Below are 18,031 nucleotides of genomic sequence, written 5' to 3' on the forward strand. Positions count from 1 at the left end.
GCTTTTGTGCAGGAAGTGGGAGAGTGTCCTACTGGGCCTTGCCGAGGAAGTCCTGCAGGCGCTGCACGCCGGTGGCCAGGTCCTCGTCGCCGAGGGCGTAGGACAGGCGCAGGTAGCCGGACGGGCCGAACGCCTCGCCGGGGACCACTGCCACCTCAACCTCGTCAAGGATCAGCGAGGCCAGTTCGGCGGAGGTCTGCGGCGTGGCGGTACCGGTCGCCGTCGGGAACTCCTTGCCCAGCAGCCCGCGGACGTCCGCGTAGACGTAAAAGGCGCCCTTCGGCGTCGGGCATTCCACGCCCTCGATCGCGTTCAGGCCGGCGACGATGGCCTTTCGGCGGCGGTCAAAGGCCACCTTCATCTCGTCGACGGCGGTCAGCGGTCCGGAGACGGCGGCAAGGGCAGCGATCTGGGGGATGTTGGAGACGTTGGAAGTGGCGTGCGATTGCAGGTTGGTGGCGGCCTTGATGACGTCGGCCGGGCCGATCATCCAGCCCACGCGCCAGCCGGTCATCGCGTAGGTCTTGGCTACGCCGTTGAGGATGACCACCTTGTCGCCCAGTTCAGGGGCGGCGGTGGCAATGGAGGTGAAGGAAACGCCGTCGTAGGTCAGGTGCTCGTAGATCTCGTCGGTAACCACCCACAGGCCCTTGGCCGCGGCCCACTTGCCGATCTCCGCAACCTGCTCCGGCGGGTACACGGAGCCCGTGGGATTCGACGGCGAGACGAACAGCAGGATCTTCGTCCGGTCCGTGACGGCTGCTTCGAGCTGGTCGACCGTCACCAGGTAGTCCTGTTCCGGGCCGGCGAACACCTCAACCGGCACGCCGCCGGCCAGCCGGATCGCCTCCGGGTACGTGGTCCAGAACGGGGTGGGGACGATGACTTCATCGCCCGGGTCCACCAGGGTGGCGAAGGTGTTGTACACGGCCTGCTTGCCGCCGTTGGTCACCAGCACCTGGGAAGGATCGACGGCGTAGCCCGAGTCCCGGAGCGTCTTCTCGGCAATGGCCTTCTTCAGTTCGGGCAGCCCGCCGGCGGGAGAGTAGCGGTGGTACTTGGGCTGGCTGGCGGCGTCGATGGCCGCCTGGACAATGTAGTCCGGGGTGGGGAAGTCCGGTTCGCCTGCGCCGAAGCCAATAACCGGCCGGCCAGCTGCCTTGAGCGCCTTCGCCTTGGCGTCAACGGCAAGGGTTGCGGATTCGGCAATAGCGGAAATGCGCTGGGAAACGCGGGCGGCAGACATGGCAGGTCCGTTCTTCGCTTGCAGCCGTGAGGCTGGAATGTGGGATTCGACGAGTTCTACTCTATGCTGTTCACCGGACCCTCCGGGGTGCCTGTCTTGAAATGTGAATGCCCCGGCAGACACGGCGGACGGCGCAGCGGAAGGGGCCGGAAACGGGCTGGTTTTACGAACGCGAAGATGTTGCCGTAGACTGGTTCACCGGTGTTGAAAACACGGATGATGGCGTGCGCCCCAGTTCCAGCTGGCGGTTCGTCCTCCGAGGACATTCACTCCATAGGGTAGTGGCGCAATTGGTAGCGCAGCGGTCTCCAAAACCGCAGGTTGCAGGTTCGAGTCCTGTCTGCCCTGCGCAAGCTGTCCCGGGCACAAATCCGGGGCAAGCGCAGCAACCATGGTTCTGATCAGAGCCGGGTAATCCAGCATTGCAAAGATGAGCGAGGACCAGGTGACCGAAACAGCTGCCAGCAGCTCCAAGGGCCGCCCAGCTAAGAAGGACGCCAAGGCAAGCATCTTCGCCCGCATTGCGCTCTTCATCCGCCAAATCATCGGCGAACTGAAGAAGGTTGTTGCACCAACCCGCAAGGAACTGATCAATTACACGATCGTGGTGCTGGTGTTCGTGGCCATCATGATGGTCATCGTCAGCCTGCTGGATATCGGTTTCGGAACCGCTGTCGGCTGGATCTTCGGCGGTACCGGCTCCACGGACAGCTAAGGCTGCACGGTCCGCAGGCTGCGCGCTTCCCCGGGAAACCGGAGGCAAGCGCCGGTGTGCGGAATTGCGCCATTTAAATAGGCATGTTAGGCAATGAGGAAGCAGGAGACCAAGTGTCTGAGCAGGAGCTCGGGGTAACCGAGACTGAGCTGGAAGAGTCCGCGGACATCACGGCAGAAGCCGGCGACGAGTCTGGGGTTGAGTCCTCCGCGCCCGAATCCGGGGACGCCTTCTCCGACGCCGCAGCTGCTGAAGGGGACGCCGGCGACGATCAGTCCGATGATGCCCTCGCCGCTGCCGCCGCCGCCACGGCTGCCGATCCCGCCGAGGAATTCAAGGCCAAGCTGCGCCGCCAGGAAGGTGACTGGTACGTCATCCACTCCTACGCCGGCTACGAAAACCGCGTGAAGGCCAACCTCGAAACCCGCATCCAGACCCTGGACATGGAAGATTACATCTTCGAAATCCAGGTGCCCATGGAAGAAGTGGTTGAGATCAAGAACGCCCAGCGCAAGATCATCAACCGCGTCCGCATCCCCGGCTACGTCCTTGTCCGCATGGACCTGACCGACGCCTCCTGGGGCGCGGTCCGCCACACCCCGGGCGTGACCGGCTTCGTGGGCAACGCCCACAACCCCGTGCCGCTGCGCCTGGACGAGGTCTTCTCCATGCTGGCCCCGGTCTTCGAAGAGGAGCAGGCCGAGAAGGGCAAGCCGGTCAACAAGCAGAACCAGGCTCCCGTGGCTGTCGACTTCGAGGTCGGAGAGTCCGTCATCGTCAAGGAAGGCCCGTTCGAAACCCTTCCGGCCACGATCTCCGAGATCAAGCCCGAGTCCCAGACCCTCGTGGTTTTGGTTTCCATCTTCGAACGCGAGACGCCGGTTACCCTGGCGTTCAACCAGGTCACCAAGATCTGACAACCCTAAATTTCGTCCCGGTGCCGCCCGCTTAGCGGTGCCGGAACGGCCGGCCGCCTTGCCATGGCGGCCAAAAACCTGAGGCACGCTCCTGTGTCCCAGGACGTTATTGAGAGAAGGACCCTACATTGGCTCCCAAGAAGAAGGTCACCGGCCTCATCAAGCTGCAGATCCAGGCAGGTGCCGCTAACCCGGCTCCGCCGATCGGTCCTGCGCTTGGCCAGCACGGTGTCAACATCATGGAATTCTGCAAGGCGTACAACGCTGCGACGGAAGCCCAGCGCGGAAACGTCATCCCCGTGGAAATCACGGTCTACGAGGACCGCTCCTTCACGTTCATCACCAAGACCCCGCCGGCTGCAGAGCTCATCAAGAAGGCTGCAGGCGTCGCCAAGGGTTCGGCCACCCCGCACACCGTCAAGGTTGCAAAGCTGACCCAGGCCCAGGTCAACGAGATCGCCTCCACCAAGATGGAAGACCTCAACGCCACCAGCCTGGAAGGCGCAGCCAAGATCATCGCCGGCACCGCCCGCTCCATGGGCATCACCGTCGAGGGCTAACACCCCCGCAGCCTTCCGGAGTCGGATGCATGGCGACGACGGGCGGCACCGCCGGGAAACCGGTACTACAGAAAATTGAAATGTCGGGCACCGGGCCGCATAACGAGACCGGGACCCCGACTGTGGCAGGGCCCAGCGCGGTCCGCAGACCACAACTGCACAAGGAGAAATAAGCAGCATGGCAAAGCGCAGCAAAGCATATGAGGCAGCAGCCGCCAAGATCGAGACGGGCAAGTTCTACGCCCCGTTCGAGGCAGTAACGCTCGCCAAGGACACCAACCCGTCCAAGTTCGACGCCACCGTTGAGGTTGCCTTCCGCCTCGGCGTCGACCCCCGCAAGGCTGACCAGATGGTCCGCGGCACCGTCAACCTGCCCCACGGCACCGGTAAGACCGCCCGCGTCCTGGTTTTCGCCACGGGTGACAAGGCTGAAGCAGCACTCGCTGCCGGCGCCGACTTTGTTGGTTCCGATGACTTGATCGAGAAGATCGCCGGCGGCTGGACCGACTTCGACGCCGCCGTCGCCACCCCTGACCTCATGGGCAAGGTTGGCCGCCTCGGTAAGGTCCTGGGCCCCCGCAACCTTATGCCGAACCCGAAGACGGGCACCGTGACCCCCGACGTCACCAAGGCCGTCAACGACATCAAGGGTGGAAAGATCGACTTCCGCGTCGACAAGCACTCCAACCTGCACTTCATCATCGGCAAGGTTTCGTTCGACGCCGCCAAGCTGGCCGAGAACTACGCAGCCGCACTGGAAGAGGTTCTTCGCCTGAAGCCTTCCGCTGCCAAGGGCCGCTACATCCAGAAGGCAACCGTTGCCACCACCTTCGGTCCCGGCATCTCGGTTGACCCCAACGTCACCAAGGTGCTCATCGAGGCGTAAGTCCTCTTGAAGCCCCGTCCCGGAGTGATCCGGGGCAGCTGAAAACCGCCCGGCCCCGTGCCGGGCGGTTTTTGCTTAACTTGGTTTCAGCCTCTGCCTAAGCTGGGGAAATGGCCGACAAGGAGCCCCTTCAACCATCAGGTGCTCCCGCGCCTGGCGCCCTGGCAATTACCCGCGTCGCCGTTCCCCCGGCAGAGCCAAGGCATGGCGAACCCGTGCCTGGCACCGGAACCCCGCCTGCCGCCGTCGTGCCAGTTCCGGACTTTGCCGCCTGCCAGGCCATGCGCGAGGAACACGAACTCGCACTCTGGGGCAACCTGGACCGGTGCCTTACCCTGGCTGAGGCGCTCGAATACTGGCGGGGCACCGGCTACGAAGAACGGCACCTGTTCCTCGCCAGGCTCAACGGGCAGCCCGTGGGGCTGTGCTCGGTCACCCTGCCCCTGAGGGAAAACACCGCAACGGCCGGCATCGATGTCCTGGTTGACCCGCCGTGCCGCCGCAGGGGATACGGCCGCGCACTCCTGGAACATGCAGAGTCCCTCGCCCGGGGCCGCGGCCGCACGTCCCTCGATGCGTATCACGAGGTGCCGCTCGCACTCGTGCAGCCGGGCTCCGTCATGGTTCCCGCCAAGTCCGGCGCAGGCGGGCTCCCGCTCAACGACCTGGCAACGGCTTTTGCCATGGCCGCCGGATACGAGCTGGAGCAGGTGGAACGTTCCAGCATGCTGGCCCTTCCGGTCCCGCCGGACCTGCTGGCCGGGCTGGAAGCGGATGCGCTGGCGAAGGCGGGAGATTACGAGTTGATTGGCTGGGACGAGGAATGTCCCGCGGACCTGGTGGCAGGCTATGCGGAACTAAAGGCCCGCATGAGCGAAGACGTTCCCACGGCAGGGCTCGACTGGGAACGGGAAGCCTGGGATCCAGCGCGGGTGCGGCAGGAGGAGCAGGTGATGGTCCGCAGCGGAGTACAGTCCGTGGTGGCCGCGGCCCTGCACAGGGACACCCGCGAACTGGTTGGCTATACCGTCCTGAACTGGCGCCCGGCGGTTCCCGCGTCGATCGCCCAGCAGGACACCCTGGTAACGGGGGAGCACCGCGGACACCGCCTTGGCATGCTCATTAAGCTGGCCAACCTGCGGCGTGCCCAGGCCCGGTGGCCGGTGGCGCGTTCGATATTGACGTGGAACGCGAGCGAAAACCAGCATATGCTGGCGATTAATACCGCGCTTGGATTCAAACCCGCAGGCTATGAGGGTGAGTGGCAGAAACGGCTGGGATGATGCCCGAAATGGACGTGAAGATCGAGCAGCTATGGATTCCCGACTCCCTGGACGCGCCGGACGCAGCCGACTTCCTGGCCGCCGTCGAGGTGGGGCGTAAGGTCAGGATGCAAACGTGGGGGAGTGACGACCTCGCCTACGGGCCGCTGGAGAAGCTGCTTGAGTTCGAGGACCCTTATGAGCGGCAGCTCATTTTGGTGGCCAAGGTGGACGGCGAGATCGTCGGCACCGTGGACATCGCGCTGCCCATGACGGACCACCTTGACCTTGCAGAGTTCACGCTGGACATCCTGCCCGAGTTCCAGCGCCAGGGCGTCGGACGGCGGCTGCTGGAGGCCGCCGAGCACCTTGCCCGCGCTGAAGGCCGCACCATGATCCTGGTGGACACCAACCATCCCGGCGCGTCGCTTCACGAGTTTGAAAAGGCCCAGCTGGTGCCAGGTTCGGGGCAGGGGTTCGTGCCACTGGAAAGCCGCGAGGTGGAGTTCGCGCAAAAGACGGGTTACACCCTCCAGCACATCGAGCAGTTCAGCGCCTGCTCCTTGCCGCTGGACTCCAAGCTGGTAGCCGACCTGCAGGCCGAGGCGGAGGAGGCCAACAACGGCCGGTACCGGCTGCACCACTGGACCGACCGCTGCCCCGACCGCTGGCTGGAGGCTGTCGCCACCCTCGAGAACCAGGCGGGCGCCGACGTCGATCCTTCCCTGGACGTGCCGGTGGAGCAGGACATGGTGTTCGACGGCGGCATCCTCCGGGAAGCCGAGGACGTCGCCATTGCGCAAGGCAGGCGGACGGTTGTCACCGCCGTAGAGCATCTCGCCTCGGGCACCCTGGTGGGACTGACCACCATCACGGTCCTGGCCCACCGGGCGGACGTCGTCTTCCAGGACGACACCCTGGTCCTGCAGGAGCACCGCGGCAACAAACTGGGGTTGCTGATCAAGGTGGCCAACATGGAACGGCTCTCCGAACAGTTCCCCGATGCACGCGTGATCTACACCTGGAACGCCCCGGAAAACCGGTACCTGCTGACGGTCAACCAGCAATTGGGTTTCCGCACGGCAGGCGTCACAGGGATCTGGCAGAAAGAGCTGCCCAAGCTGCATACGCGGAGCAGCGGCTGAAGCACGATTTGGTGGAGTGCGGGGCCCTCCCGTAGACTGGGATGACCAAAGACCGTCGGTTAATGGAAATCCACTCTTTCGAACACAGCCCACCTCTGTGGTTGCGCGCGGGAGGCCCAGTGGCTTTCTTGACGAAGGACCCTGACATAGGGCGGCCGGCGCAGGTGAACGAAGCAAAGCTCCATGGATAACCGTGTTGAGCCAAGCCCCGTGCATCTGCGCGGGGCGTTTTTAGTTTTAGCTCACCAGAGCGGGGGCCGTCGAATACCGGCACTATCCCCGGAAGGAGGGTTATGGCAACGCCTACCAAGGTTTCAGCAGTAGCTGAGATCACTAACGATTTCAACGAATCGAACGCCGCTGTCCTGACCGAATACCGCGGGCTCACCGTTGCACAGCTCAAGCAGCTGCGTGTTTCTCTCGGCCAGGACACCAAGTTCGCGGTCGTTAAGAACACCCTGACCGCCATTGCAGCCAAGGAAGCCGGCGTCGAAGCATTCGACGGCCAGCTTGCCGGCCCCACTGCCATCGCGTTCATCAAGGGTGACGCAGTTGCCGCTGCCAAGAGCCTGACGGATTTTGCCAAGGCCAACAAGCAGCTGGTCATCAAGACCGGTTACTTCGAGGGCAAGGCACTGGACGCCAGCGAGGTTGCCGCACTGGCAGCGCTCGAGTCCCGCGAGCTGCAGCTCGCCAAGGTTGCAGGCGTCCTCAAGGCACCCGCCGCCGCAGCTGCACGCATCATTGACGCACTGCGCCTCAAGCTTGAAGAAGAGAACGGTGCCCCGGCTGCTGCCGAAGCGCCTGCCGCTGAAGAAGCTCCCGCCGCCGAAGCCGAGGCTCCCGCCGAAGCACCTGCAGCCGAAGAGAACTAATTCTCTCTCCCCAACAAGACTCCGGTGTCCGCCCCGGCCCCGTGCCGCCGGACACCACAACAGGAAGGACGCCTACCATGGCGAAGCTCAGCAACGAAGAGCTCATTGAAGCTTTCAAGGAACTGACCATCATCGAGCTCTCCGAGTTCGTCAAGCTCTTCGAAGAGACCTTCGAAGTCACCGCTGCTGCTGTCGCAGTTGCCGGCCCCGCTGCCGGCGGTGCCGCTGAAGAGGTTGAAGAGAAGACCGACTTCGATGTCATCCTCGAAGCTGCCGGTGACAAGAAGATCGCAGTCATCAAGGAAGTTCGCGCCATCACCTCCCTCGGCCTCAAGGAAGCCAAGGACCTGGTTGACGGTGCCCCCAAGGCTGTCCTCGAAGGTGCCAACAAGGAAGCCGCCGAGAAGGCCAAGGAGCAGCTCGAGGCTGCAGGCGCTACCGTTACCCTCAAGTAACAGCGCATTCTTTCGGAAAACCCCGTCCACTCCGGTGGGCGGGGTTTTCTGCGTCCCGGCCCAAGTAGGTAGCGGCAACTGCCGTTTTGGAGCCTCAAAATGACAGTTGGCGAGCTAGTTTGGGTCGGAGATGTCCGCCACCACTGCGTCGAGGGCGGCGGTGAGGGCGTCCGCGTCCACGAAGGCGCTGTAGCCGTGGGCTCCGGCGCCCATGGAGATCCGCCGGCCGGTGATGGTGGCATCCGCATAGACGGGCCATGGGTTGCTGCTTCCAAGCGGCGTGATGGTCCCGCGTTCGTAGCCGGTCGCTTCCCGCGCCACTTCCGGCGGCGGCAGCGAGAGTTTGTTGACGCCCACCAGGGTCCGCAGTTTCGGCCAGGAGATCTGCCGGTCGCCGGGAATCAGGGCGAACAGGAACGTCCCGTCCTTGTGCTTGACCACCAGTGACTTGACGACGTCCGCGGGGCTGATGCCCAGGATGCCGGCCGCTTCCTCAAGGCTCCTGGCAGCGGGCCTTTCCACCACTTCGACATGCAGGCCGCGGGCTGCGGCGTCGGCCAGGAAACGCTCCTGCCCGACGCCGGCCGTTCCGTTCGCAGCTGCGCCCGCCATCAGTCGCGGTACAGCAGGAGGGCCTCGCCCTGCCCGCCGCCTCCGCACAGGGACACGGCAGCCTTGCCCGTTCCGCGGCGCCTGAGTTCGTGGGCCGCGTGTGCTGCCAGCCGGGCACCGGAGGCACCGATCGGGTGTCCGAGGGCGATGGCCCCGCCGTGGATGTTGCACTTCTCCAGCGGATAGTCCAGGTCCTTGAGGGACTGGACGGCCACTGATCCGAAGGCTTCATTGATTTCAACGAAGTCGAGGTCAGCCACCGTCCAGCCGGCCTTGCCCAAGGCGTTCATGATGGCGTTCGAGGGCTGCGAGTGCAGGGAGTTGTCAGGTCCGGCAACCTGACCGGGCTTTCCCACCACTGCGAGATACTCCAGGCCGTGTTCCTCCGCGTAGCCACGGGAGGACAGCACCAGGGCCGCGGCTCCGTCGGACAGGGGAGAGGAGTTACCGGCGGTGATGGTGCCGTCCGTGACGAAGGCCGCCCGGAGGCCCGCGAGCGACTCTATGGACGCGTTGGGCCGGATGCCCTCATCAGTGTCCACCACGATCGGATCGCCCTTGCGCTGCTTCACGCTGATGGGGACGATCTCGTCGTCGAACGTTCCGTTCTTGGCGGCCAGCGCAGCCCTCTGGTGCGACTGCGCCGCCACGTTGTCCTGGGACGTCCGGTCGATGCCCAGCGTGAGGTTCCGGGATTCGGTGGACAGGCCCATGGACTGGCCGTCGAAGGCGTCGGTCAGTCCATCTTGGGCGGCGGCGTCCAGCGCCTGGATGGAACCGTATGTCCAGCCCTGCCGCGAGCCGGGGAGCAGGTGGGGCGCGCGGGTCATCGACTCCTGGCCGCCGGCCACTATCACATTTGCCTCGCCTGCCCGGATCATCCGGGCAGCGTCAATCACCGCTGTCAGGCCGGACAGGCACACCTTATTGACGGTTACCGCCGGTACATTCCAGCCGATACCGGCGCCGATTGAGCTCTGCCGCGCCGGGTTCTGGCCGGCGCCCGCCTGCAGCACCTGGCCCATGATCACCGCTTCGACGTCCGCCGCGTCCACACCGCTGGCGTCCAGCGCGGCCGTGATGGCGTGCGCGCCCAGGTCCACCGCTGTGAAACTCGCCAGCTGGCCGTTGATGCGGCCTGTCGGCGTCCGCGCCGCTGCGAGGATAACAACGTCGCTGTTGTCAGGAGAGTTGCCCATGGTTGTCTCTTCCGCTCCGATCCGATGTAGGCACCAAGGGTATCGTGACCCGGGTCACCTAACTATTCAAACGTCCCAGCCTGTGCAGGCATTCCTGCTCAGCGGAGGTTCAGTCATCATTGCGGGGAGCGCGACGGCGGCGCGGAGGAAGGGCGCACGGCGGAACTTTTGCAGGACCCGGCAGCGTCAAAACAGGTGCTTGCATTCCGGGCGGATGTGGGGTAGACACGTAGGCGGTTTTGCCGTATCGTAGATATTTGCGTCTTCCCTGTTTACCTTCAGCCTTCATATAGCGGTGGGCTTCGCCTGGCAGCTGGCAATCAACGTGCCGTAACAACGTCACAGCATAGCCGGTACAGGTCCCGGGTCATATAGCGGAACCGGATGGTAGCGCTGCGGAGTATCTCCGCAGGGTGCACAGCGGGGGAGATCTGAAAACGCCTGAAGGTCTGTGGAAGGATCCCTCTTGGTCGCCTCGAGCACCTCTAATAACGAAACCGCTAACACCGCCGACAGCACTGATGGTGCCACTCGCCGGCTCTCATTCGCAAAGATTCACGAACCTCTTGACGTTCCGAATCTGCTTGCCCTGCAGACGGACAGCTTCGACTGGCTGGTCGGCAATGAGCGCTGGCAGGCACGCGTAGCAAAGGCTGTCGAAGAAAACGATCTCAGCGTCGCTACCACGTCCGGCCTCTCGGACATCTTCGAAGAAATCTCTCCGATCGAGGATTTCCAGGGCACCATGTCCCTGAGCTTCTCCGACCCGGAGTTCGCCGACCCCAAGTACACGATGGCCGAGTGCAAGGACCGGGACGCCACGTATTCCGCTCCGCTGTATGTCAAGGCCGAGTTCATGAACAACAACACGGGCGAAATAAAGCAGCAGACCGTGTTCATGGGCGACTTCCCGCTGATGACCGAGAAGGGCACCTTCGTGGTCAACGGCACCGAGCGTGTCGTCGTCTCGCAGCTGGTCCGTTCCCCGGGCGCCTACTTCGAGCGTGCCGCTGACAAGACCAGCGACAAGGACATCTTCACCGCCAAGATCATCCCGTCCCGCGGTGCCTGGTTCGAGCTCGAAATCGACAAGCGCGACCAGGTCGGTGTCCGCCTCGACCGCAAGCGCAAGCAGTCCGTCACCGTCCTGCTGAAGGCCCTCGGCTGGACCGAAGGCCAGATCCTCGAAGAGTTCGGCCAGTACGACTCCATGCGCGCCACGCTGGAGAAGGACGCCACCGAAACCCGCGAAGACGCCCTGCTGGACATCTACCGCAAGCTGCGTCCGGGCGAGCCGCCCACCGTCGAGGCTGCCCAGTCCCTGCTGGACAACCTGTACTTCAACTCCAAGCGCTACGATCTGGCCAAGGTTGGCCGCTACAAGATCAACCGCAAGCTGGGCATCGACCGCTTCCTTGGCGACAAGGAAGCCTCGGTCCTGCACGTTGAAGACATCGTCGCCATGATCAAGTTCCTCGTCGCGCTGCATGCCGGCGAGAAGACCATCAAGGGTGTCCGCGACGGCCAGGAAGTGGACCTCCGCGTCGAAATCGACGATATCGACCACTTCGGCAACCGCCGTATCCGCGCCGTGGGCGAGCTCATCGAGAACCAGGTCCGCACCGGCCTGTCCCGCATGGAGCGCGTGGTCCGCGAGCGTATGACCACCCAGGACGTCGAGGCCATCACGCCGCAGACCCTGATCAACATCCGCCCGGTCGTGGCAGCCATCAAGGAGTTCTTCGGAACCTCCCAGCTGTCGCAGTTCATGGACCAGAACAACCCGCTCTCGGGCCTGACCCACAAGCGCCGCCTCTCGGCCCTTGGCCCCGGCGGTCTTTCCCGTGACCGCGCCGGCATGGAAGTCCGTGACGTGCACCCGTCCCACTACGGACGTATGTGCCCCATCGAAACCCCTGAAGGCCCGAACATTGGTCTGATCGGCTCGCTGGCCTCCTACGGACGCATCAACCCGTTCGGCTTCATCGAGACCCCTTACCGCAAGGTCAAGGACGGCGTTGTCTCCGACGAGGTCCAGTACCTCACGGCAGACGACGAAGCCGAGGTGCTGATCGCCCAGGCCAACGCGCCGCTGGACGAGAACAAGCGCTTCGCTGAAGAGACCGTCCTGGTCCGTGCCCGCGGTGGTGGAGGCGAGCCCGTCCTGGTTCCGGCCGAGGACGTCGAGTTCATGGACGTTTCCCCGCGCCAGATGGTGTCCGTGGCTACCGCCCTGATCCCGTTCCTCGAGCACGACGACGCCAACCGCGCACTCATGGGTGCCAACATGCAGCGCCAGGCCGTGCCGCTGGTCCGTTCCGAGGCCCCGTTCGTGGGCACCGGCATGGAGCGCGCCGCAGCCGTGGACGCTGGCGACGTCGTCATCGCCAAGAAGGCCGGTGTGGTAACCGAGGTCTCCGCCGAACTCGTCATCATGCTCAATGACGACGGTACGGAAACCAACTACCGCATCAACAAGTTCGCCCGCTCCAACCAGGGCAACTGCTACAACCACCGTGTCCTGGTGAATGAAGGCCAGCGCCTGGAAGTCGGCGGCATCATCGCCGACGGCCCGGCAACTGACCAGGGTGAACTCGCCCTCGGCAAGAACCTCCTGGTGGCATTCATGTCCTGGGAAGGCCACAACTTCGAGGACGCCATCATCCTCTCGCAGCGCATCGTGGCCGAGGACGTCCTGTCCTCCATCCACATCGAGGAGCACGAGATCGATGCCCGCGACACCAAGCTCGGTGCCGAGGAAATCACCCGTGATATCCCCAACGTGTCCGAGGAAGTCCTGGCAGGGCTGGACGAGCGCGGCATCATCCACATCGGTGCCGAGGTTGAGGCCGGCGACATCCTGGTCGGCAAGGTCACCCCGAAGGGTGAAACCGAACTGACCCCGGAAGAGCGCCTGCTGCGCGCCATCTTCGGCGAGAAGTCCCGCGAAGTGCGTGACACCTCCCTGAAGGTGCCCCACGGCGAGTCCGGCACGGTCATCGGCGTGCGCGTCTTCGACCGCGACAACGACGACGAACTGCCTCCGGGCGTCAACCAGCTGGTCCGCGTCTACGTCGCTGCCAAGCGCAAGATCACCGACGGCGACAAGCTCGCCGGCCGCCACGGCAACAAGGGTGTTATCTCCAAGATCCTCCCGGTCGAGGACATGCCCTTCCTTGCCGACGGCACCCCCGTTGACATCGTCCTGAACCCGCTGGGTGTTCCGGGCCGCATGAACGTGGGCCAGGTGCTCGAAACGCACCTCGGCTGGGTGGCCAAGACCGGTTGGAAGATCGAAGGCGAGCCCGAGTGGGTCAAGCAGCTGCCCAACCTGCCGCGCGAGAGTGGCCCCACCACTGTTGCCACACCGGTGTTCGACGGTGCCCGCGAAGAGGAAATCACGGGCCTGCTCGACTCCACCAACGTGACCCGCGACGGTGAGCGCCTGATCAACTCCTCCGGCAAGACGCGCCTGTTCGACGGCCGCTCCGGCGAGCCGTTCCCGGATCCGATCTCCGTGGGCTACATGTACATCCTGAAGCTCCACCACCTGGTGGACGACAAGATCCACGCCCGCTCCACCGGCCCGTACTCCATGATCACGCAGCAGCCGCTGGGTGGTAAGGCACAGTTCGGTGGCCAGCGCTTCGGTGAAATGGAAGTGTGGGCGCTGGAAGCATACGGCGCCGCCTACACCCTCCAGGAGCTCCTGACCATCAAGTCCGATGACATCCACGGCCGCGTGAAGGTCTACGAGGCCATCGTCAAGGGCGAGAACATCCCGGAGCCGGGCGTTCCCGAGTCCTTCAAGGTGTTGATCAAGGAAATGCAGTCGCTGTGCCTGAACGTGGAAGTGCTTTCCACGGACGGAACCACGATTGAAATGCGTGACTCTGATGACGCAGTCTTCACGGCTGCGGAAGAACTGGGCATCGATCTGTCTCGTGCAGAGCCCAGCTCCGTAGAAGAGGTTTAACGGCGGGCGTACGACGGCGGGTGCCCACCCGCCGTCGTACCTCACCTCCTCCGCGAAAGCGGGGGACTGGTGGTTGAGCCTGTCGAAACCCCGTAACCAAAGACTTCAGAATTTAGAGAACAAGAGAGAACAGGGACCAAATGTCCAGCGAATCCTCCTTCGGCCTCATGCAAATCGGCCTCGCCACCGCGGAAGACATCCGCGGCTGGTCGTACGGCGAGGTTAAGAAGCCGGAAACCATCAACTACCGCACGCTCAAGCCCGAGAAGGACGGCCTCTTCTGCGAGAAGATCTTCGGCCCGTCCCGCGACTGGGAATGCTACTGCGGCAAGTACAAGCGCGTGCGCTTCAAGGGCATCATCTGTGAGCGCTGTGGCGTCGAAGTCACCCGCGCCAAGGTCCGCCGTGAGCGCATGGGCCACATCGAACTGGCCGCACCCGTCACGCACATCTGGTACTTCAAGGGTGTCCCGTCCCGCCTGGGCTACCTCCTTGACCTGGCTCCGAAGGACCTCGAAAAGGTCATTTACTTCGCTGCCTACATGATCACCAGCGTCGACGAGGCCGCCCGCCACGAGGAACTGCCCAACCTGCAGGTTGAGCACGACATCGAGAAGAAGCAGCTGATCGACAACCGCGATTCCGATATCGCGGCGATCGCCCGCGACCTGGAAGGCGAGCTTGCCCGACTGGAGGCCGAAGGCGCCAAGGCTGCCGACAAGAAGAAGGCACGCGACTCCGCGGACCGCCAGATGGCGAACGTGCGCAAGCGCGCCGACGCCGACATCGAGCGCCTCGAGCAGGTCTGGGACCGCTTCAAGAACCTGAAGGTCGCCGACCTTGAGGGTGACGAAGGTCTGTACCGCGAGTTGCGCGACCGCTACGGCATGTACTTCGAAGGCTCCATGGGTGCCGAAGCCATCAAGAAGCGCCTTGAGAACTTCGACATGCAGGCCGAGTCCGACACCCTGCGCGACGTCATCGCCAACGGCAAGGGCCAGCGCAAGACCCGCGCCCTCAAGCGCCTGAAGGTGGTCAACGCATTCCTGACCACCAACAACAGCCCGCTTGGCATGGTCCTCGACGCCGTCCCGGTGATCCCGCCGGAACTCCGCCCCATGGTCCAGCTGGACGGTGGCCGCTTCGCGACCTCCGACCTCAACGACCTGTACCGCCGCGTGATCAACCGCAACAACCGCCTCAAGCGCCTGCTTGACCTGGGTGCTCCGGAGATCATCGTCAACAACGAGAAGCGCATGCTTCAGGAAGCTGTTGACAGCCTCTTCGACAACGGCCGCCGCGGCCGTCCGGTCACCGGGCCGGGCAACCGTCCGCTGAAGTCCCTGAGCGACATGCTCAAGGGCAAGCAGGGCCGTTTCCGCCAGAACCTCCTCGGCAAGCGCGTCGACTACTCGGGCCGTTCGGTCATCGTGGTCGGTCCGCAGCTGAAGCTGCACCAGTGCGGCCTGCCCAAGCAGATGGCGCTGGAGCTCTTCAAGCCGTTCGTGATGAAGCGCCTGGTTGACCTCAACCATGCCCAGAACATCAAGTCGGCAAAGCGCATGGTGGAGCGCTACCGTCCGCAGGTGTGGGACGTGCTCGAAGAGATCATCACCGAACACCCGGTGCTGCTCAACCGTGCACCTACCCTGCACCGCCTGGGCATCCAGGCGTTTGAGCCCCAGCTTGTTGAAGGCAAGGCAATCCAGCTGCACCCGCTGGTCTGTGGCGCCTTCAACGCCGACTTCGACGGCGACCAGATGGCAGTGCACCTGCCGCTGAGCCCCGAGGCCCAGGCTGAGGCCCGCATCCTGATGCTGTCCTCGAACAACATCCTGAAGCCCTCCGACGGACGCCCGGTCACCCTGCCTTCGCAGGATATGATCATCGGCCTCTACCACTTGACCACCAAGCGCAAGGGTTCAGCCGGCGAAGGCCGCGTCTTCGGTTCGGTGGCGGAAGCCATCATGGCGTTCGACGCCCGCGAGCTGCACCTGAACTCGCAGGTCCAGATCCGCCTCGAGAACTTCGTGCCGTACGCCGGCTGGAAAGCTCCCGAGGGCTGGGAGCCGGGCCAGCCCGCGCTGGTCACCACCTCCCTGGGCCAGGTCATCTTCAACGAGACCCTGCCCGAGGACTACCCGTGGGTTGAGACTGTTGCCGACAAGGGCGAGCTGTCCCGCATCGTCAACGACCTCGCTGAGCGCTACCCGAAGGTTGTCACCGCCGCAACACTGGACAACCTGAAGGACGCCGGCTTCTACTGGGCCACCCGTTCGGGCGTCACCGTTGCCATCTCTGACATCGAGGTGCCGGCTGCAAAGCCGGAGATCCTCGCCGGTTACGAGGAGCGCGCCGCCAAGATCCAGGGCCAGTACGACAAGGGCCTGATCGACGACGACGAGCGCCGCCAGGAACTGATCGAGATCTGGAACAAGGCCACCAACGACATCGCCTCGGTGATGCGCGAGAGCCTGTCCCCGATGAACACGATCAACCGCATGGTGTCCTCCGGCGCACGTGGTAACTGGATGCAGGTCCGCCAGATCGCGGGTATCCGTGGCCTGGTGGCCAACCCGAAGGGTGAGATCATCCCGCGCCCCATCAAGTCCTCCTACCGTGAGGGCCTGTCGGTGCTGGAGTACTTCATCGCCACGCACGGCGCCCGTAAGGGCCTCGCCGATACCGCTCTGCGTACCGCCAACTCGGGTTACCTGACCCGACGCCTGGTGGACGTGTCCCAGGACGTCATCGTCCGCGAAGAGGACTGCGGTACCGAGCGCGGCCTGGTCACGCCCATCGCCGTCGCCGACTCCAACGGTGAGCTGGTGCTGGACGAGAACGTGGAGAACAGCGCCTACGCACGTACGCTGGCTGTCGACGTCGTGGACTCCGAGGGCAACGTCCTCGCAGCCGCCGGCACCGACTGCGGCGACGTCGTCATCGCCGAGCTCTTCAAGGCAGGCATCACCGAGGTCAAGGTCCGCTCCGTGCTCACCTGTGAGTCCAGCGTCGGCACCTGCGCCCTGTGCTACGGCCGTTCGCTGGCCACCGGCAAGACCGTGGACATCGGCGAGGCCGTGGGCATCATTGCCGCACAGTCCATCGGTGAGCCCGGTACCCAGCTGACCATGCGTACGTTCCACACCGGTGGTGCAGTCTCCGCCGGCGGCGGCGACGACATCACCCAGGGTCTGCCCCGTATCCAGGAGCTCTTCGAAGCCCGTACTCCGAAGGGTGTCGCCCCGATTGCCGAGGCAGCCGGACGCATCACCATCGAAGAGTCCGAGCGCCAGATGCGCCTGGTCATCACCCCGGATGACGGAACCGAAGAGATCGCCTACCCGGTCCTGCGCCGTTCACGCCTGCTGATCGAAGACGGCGACCACGTCACGGTCGGCCAGAAGCTGATCAACGGTCCGGTCGATCCCAAGCAGGTGCTGCGCATCATGGGTCCCCGTGCTGCACAGAAGTTCCTGGTGGACGAGGTCCAGGGCGTGTACCGCAGCCAGGGCATCGGTATCCACGACAAGCACGTCGAGGTTATCGTCCGCCAGATGCTGCGCCGCGTCACGGTCATCGAGTCCGGTGACTCCGACCTGCTCCCCGGCGAGCTGGCAGAGCGCGCCCGGTTCGAGGACGCCAACCGCCGTGTTGTGTCCGAGGGCAAGACTCCGGCTTCCGGACGTCCCGAGCTCATGGGTATCACCAAGGCGTCGCTGGCCACCGAGTCCTGGCTGTCCGCAGCTTCCTTCCAGGAGACCACCCGCGTCCTTACGCAGGCGGCCATGGAAGGCAAGAGCGATCCGCTGCTGGGCCTCAAGGAGAACGTCATCATCGGTAAGCTGATCCCGGCCGGCACGGGCCTCCCGCGCTACACCGAGATCACGGTGGAGCCGACTGAAGAAGCGAAGGCCAACCTGTTCACCGGCCCCAGCGCGTTCAGCGACTTCTCGTACGACACCCTGGGCGGCGAGGGAGCTCCCGAGTTCCACGCCATCCCGCTGGATGACTACGACCTGGGCAACGACTTCCGGTAAACCGGACTTCTTGCCAGCCCCGCCTCACCCTGCTTTTCGGCAAGGGGGAGGCGGGGCTTTCCCGCTTTACCCAGTTTGGGGGAGTAGGGGCCCGATTAAGGCATGGAGTCCGTCCATGCTAGACTTGTTACCAATTGTTATTG

The 18,031-nt window shown here is 64.2% G+C and carries 13 protein-coding genes and 1 tRNA gene; 11 read left to right on the forward strand and 3 right to left on the reverse strand.

Going from position 1 to position 18,031, the window contains the following annotated elements; all coding sequences use genetic code 11:
• Positions 1-28: 28 nt before the first annotated feature.
• Positions 29-1,246 (reverse strand): pyridoxal phosphate-dependent aminotransferase, encoded by a 1,218-nt coding sequence (locus tag FDW83_RS03225; protein ID WP_138136176.1) that lies wholly within the window; start codon positions 1,244-1,246, stop codon positions 29-31.
• 275 nt (positions 1,247-1,521) lie between these two features.
• Between FDW83_RS03225 and FDW83_RS03230 the strand changes: the two genes are divergently transcribed.
• The 9 genes from FDW83_RS03230 (at position 1,522) to rplL (ending at position 8,061) form a co-directional block, all read left to right on the forward strand.
• A tRNA-Trp gene (locus tag FDW83_RS03230) sits at positions 1,522-1,594 on the forward strand.
• Between the two features lie 82 nt (positions 1,595-1,676).
• On the forward strand, positions 1,677-1,961 hold the full coding sequence (gene secE / locus FDW83_RS03235) for a preprotein translocase subunit SecE (RefSeq protein WP_138136177.1): 285 nt from the start codon (positions 1,677-1,679) through the stop codon (positions 1,959-1,961).
• A gap of 113 nt (positions 1,962-2,074) precedes the next feature.
• A complete protein-coding gene (nusG, locus tag FDW83_RS03240) occupies positions 2,075-2,878 on the forward strand; it encodes a transcription termination/antitermination protein NusG (protein WP_138136178.1) in 804 nt (267 codons plus the stop codon).
• 128 nt (positions 2,879-3,006) lie between these two features.
• Entirely contained in the window at positions 3,007-3,438 is a 432-nt protein-coding gene (gene rplK / locus FDW83_RS03245; protein WP_003803853.1) for a 50S ribosomal protein L11, read from the forward strand.
• 178 nt (positions 3,439-3,616) lie between these two features.
• Positions 3,617-4,324, forward strand: a complete 708-nt coding sequence (rplA, locus tag FDW83_RS03250) for a 50S ribosomal protein L1 (protein ID WP_138136179.1) — start codon at positions 3,617-3,619, stop codon at positions 4,322-4,324.
• Between the two features lie 110 nt (positions 4,325-4,434).
• The gene (locus FDW83_RS03255) at positions 4,435-5,607 is read left to right on the forward strand and encodes a GNAT family N-acetyltransferase (protein WP_138136180.1); all 1,173 of its coding nucleotides are present in this window, start codon (positions 4,435-4,437) and stop codon (positions 5,605-5,607) included.
• Entirely contained in the window at positions 5,604-6,731 is a 1,128-nt protein-coding gene (locus tag FDW83_RS03260) for a GNAT family N-acetyltransferase (RefSeq protein WP_138136458.1), read from the forward strand. The genes FDW83_RS03255 and FDW83_RS03260 overlap by 4 nt, the downstream gene beginning before the upstream one ends.
• Before the next feature lie 293 nt (positions 6,732-7,024).
• Entirely contained in the window at positions 7,025-7,606 is a 582-nt protein-coding gene (gene rplJ / locus FDW83_RS03265) for a 50S ribosomal protein L10 (RefSeq protein WP_138136181.1), read from the forward strand.
• Positions 7,607-7,683: 77 nt separating this feature from the next.
• The gene (gene rplL / locus FDW83_RS03270; protein ID WP_138136182.1) at positions 7,684-8,061 is read left to right on the forward strand and encodes a 50S ribosomal protein L7/L12; all 378 of its coding nucleotides are present in this window, start codon (positions 7,684-7,686) and stop codon (positions 8,059-8,061) included.
• Between the two features lie 114 nt (positions 8,062-8,175).
• Here rplL and FDW83_RS03275 read toward each other — a convergent pair whose 3' ends face one another.
• A complete protein-coding gene (locus FDW83_RS03275) occupies positions 8,176-8,673 on the reverse strand; it encodes an aminoacyl-tRNA deacylase (RefSeq protein WP_138136183.1) in 498 nt (165 codons plus the stop codon).
• Positions 8,673-9,872 (reverse strand): acetyl-CoA C-acetyltransferase, encoded by a 1,200-nt coding sequence (locus tag FDW83_RS03280; protein ID WP_138136184.1) that lies wholly within the window; start codon positions 9,870-9,872, stop codon positions 8,673-8,675. Before FDW83_RS03280 ends, FDW83_RS03275 begins: the two co-directional genes overlap by 1 nt.
• 466 nt (positions 9,873-10,338) lie before the next feature.
• Here FDW83_RS03280 and rpoB point away from each other — a divergent pair, with 466 nt between their 5' ends.
• Positions 10,339-13,848 carry a DNA-directed RNA polymerase subunit beta gene (rpoB, locus tag FDW83_RS03285; RefSeq protein ID WP_138136185.1) on the forward strand — a complete coding sequence of 1,170 codons (3,510 nt, stop codon included), beginning with the start codon at positions 10,339-10,341 and terminating at the stop codon, positions 13,846-13,848.
• 140 nt (positions 13,849-13,988) lie between these two features.
• Positions 13,989-17,888 (forward strand): DNA-directed RNA polymerase subunit beta', encoded by a 3,900-nt coding sequence (locus FDW83_RS03290; protein ID WP_138136186.1) that lies wholly within the window; start codon positions 13,989-13,991, stop codon positions 17,886-17,888.
• Positions 17,889-18,031: the final 143 nt, after the last annotated feature.

Origin of the sequence: Pseudarthrobacter sp. NamE2 (assembly GCF_005796205.1) — a bacterium.
GTDB lineage: Bacteria > Actinomycetota > Actinomycetes > Actinomycetales > Micrococcaceae > Arthrobacter.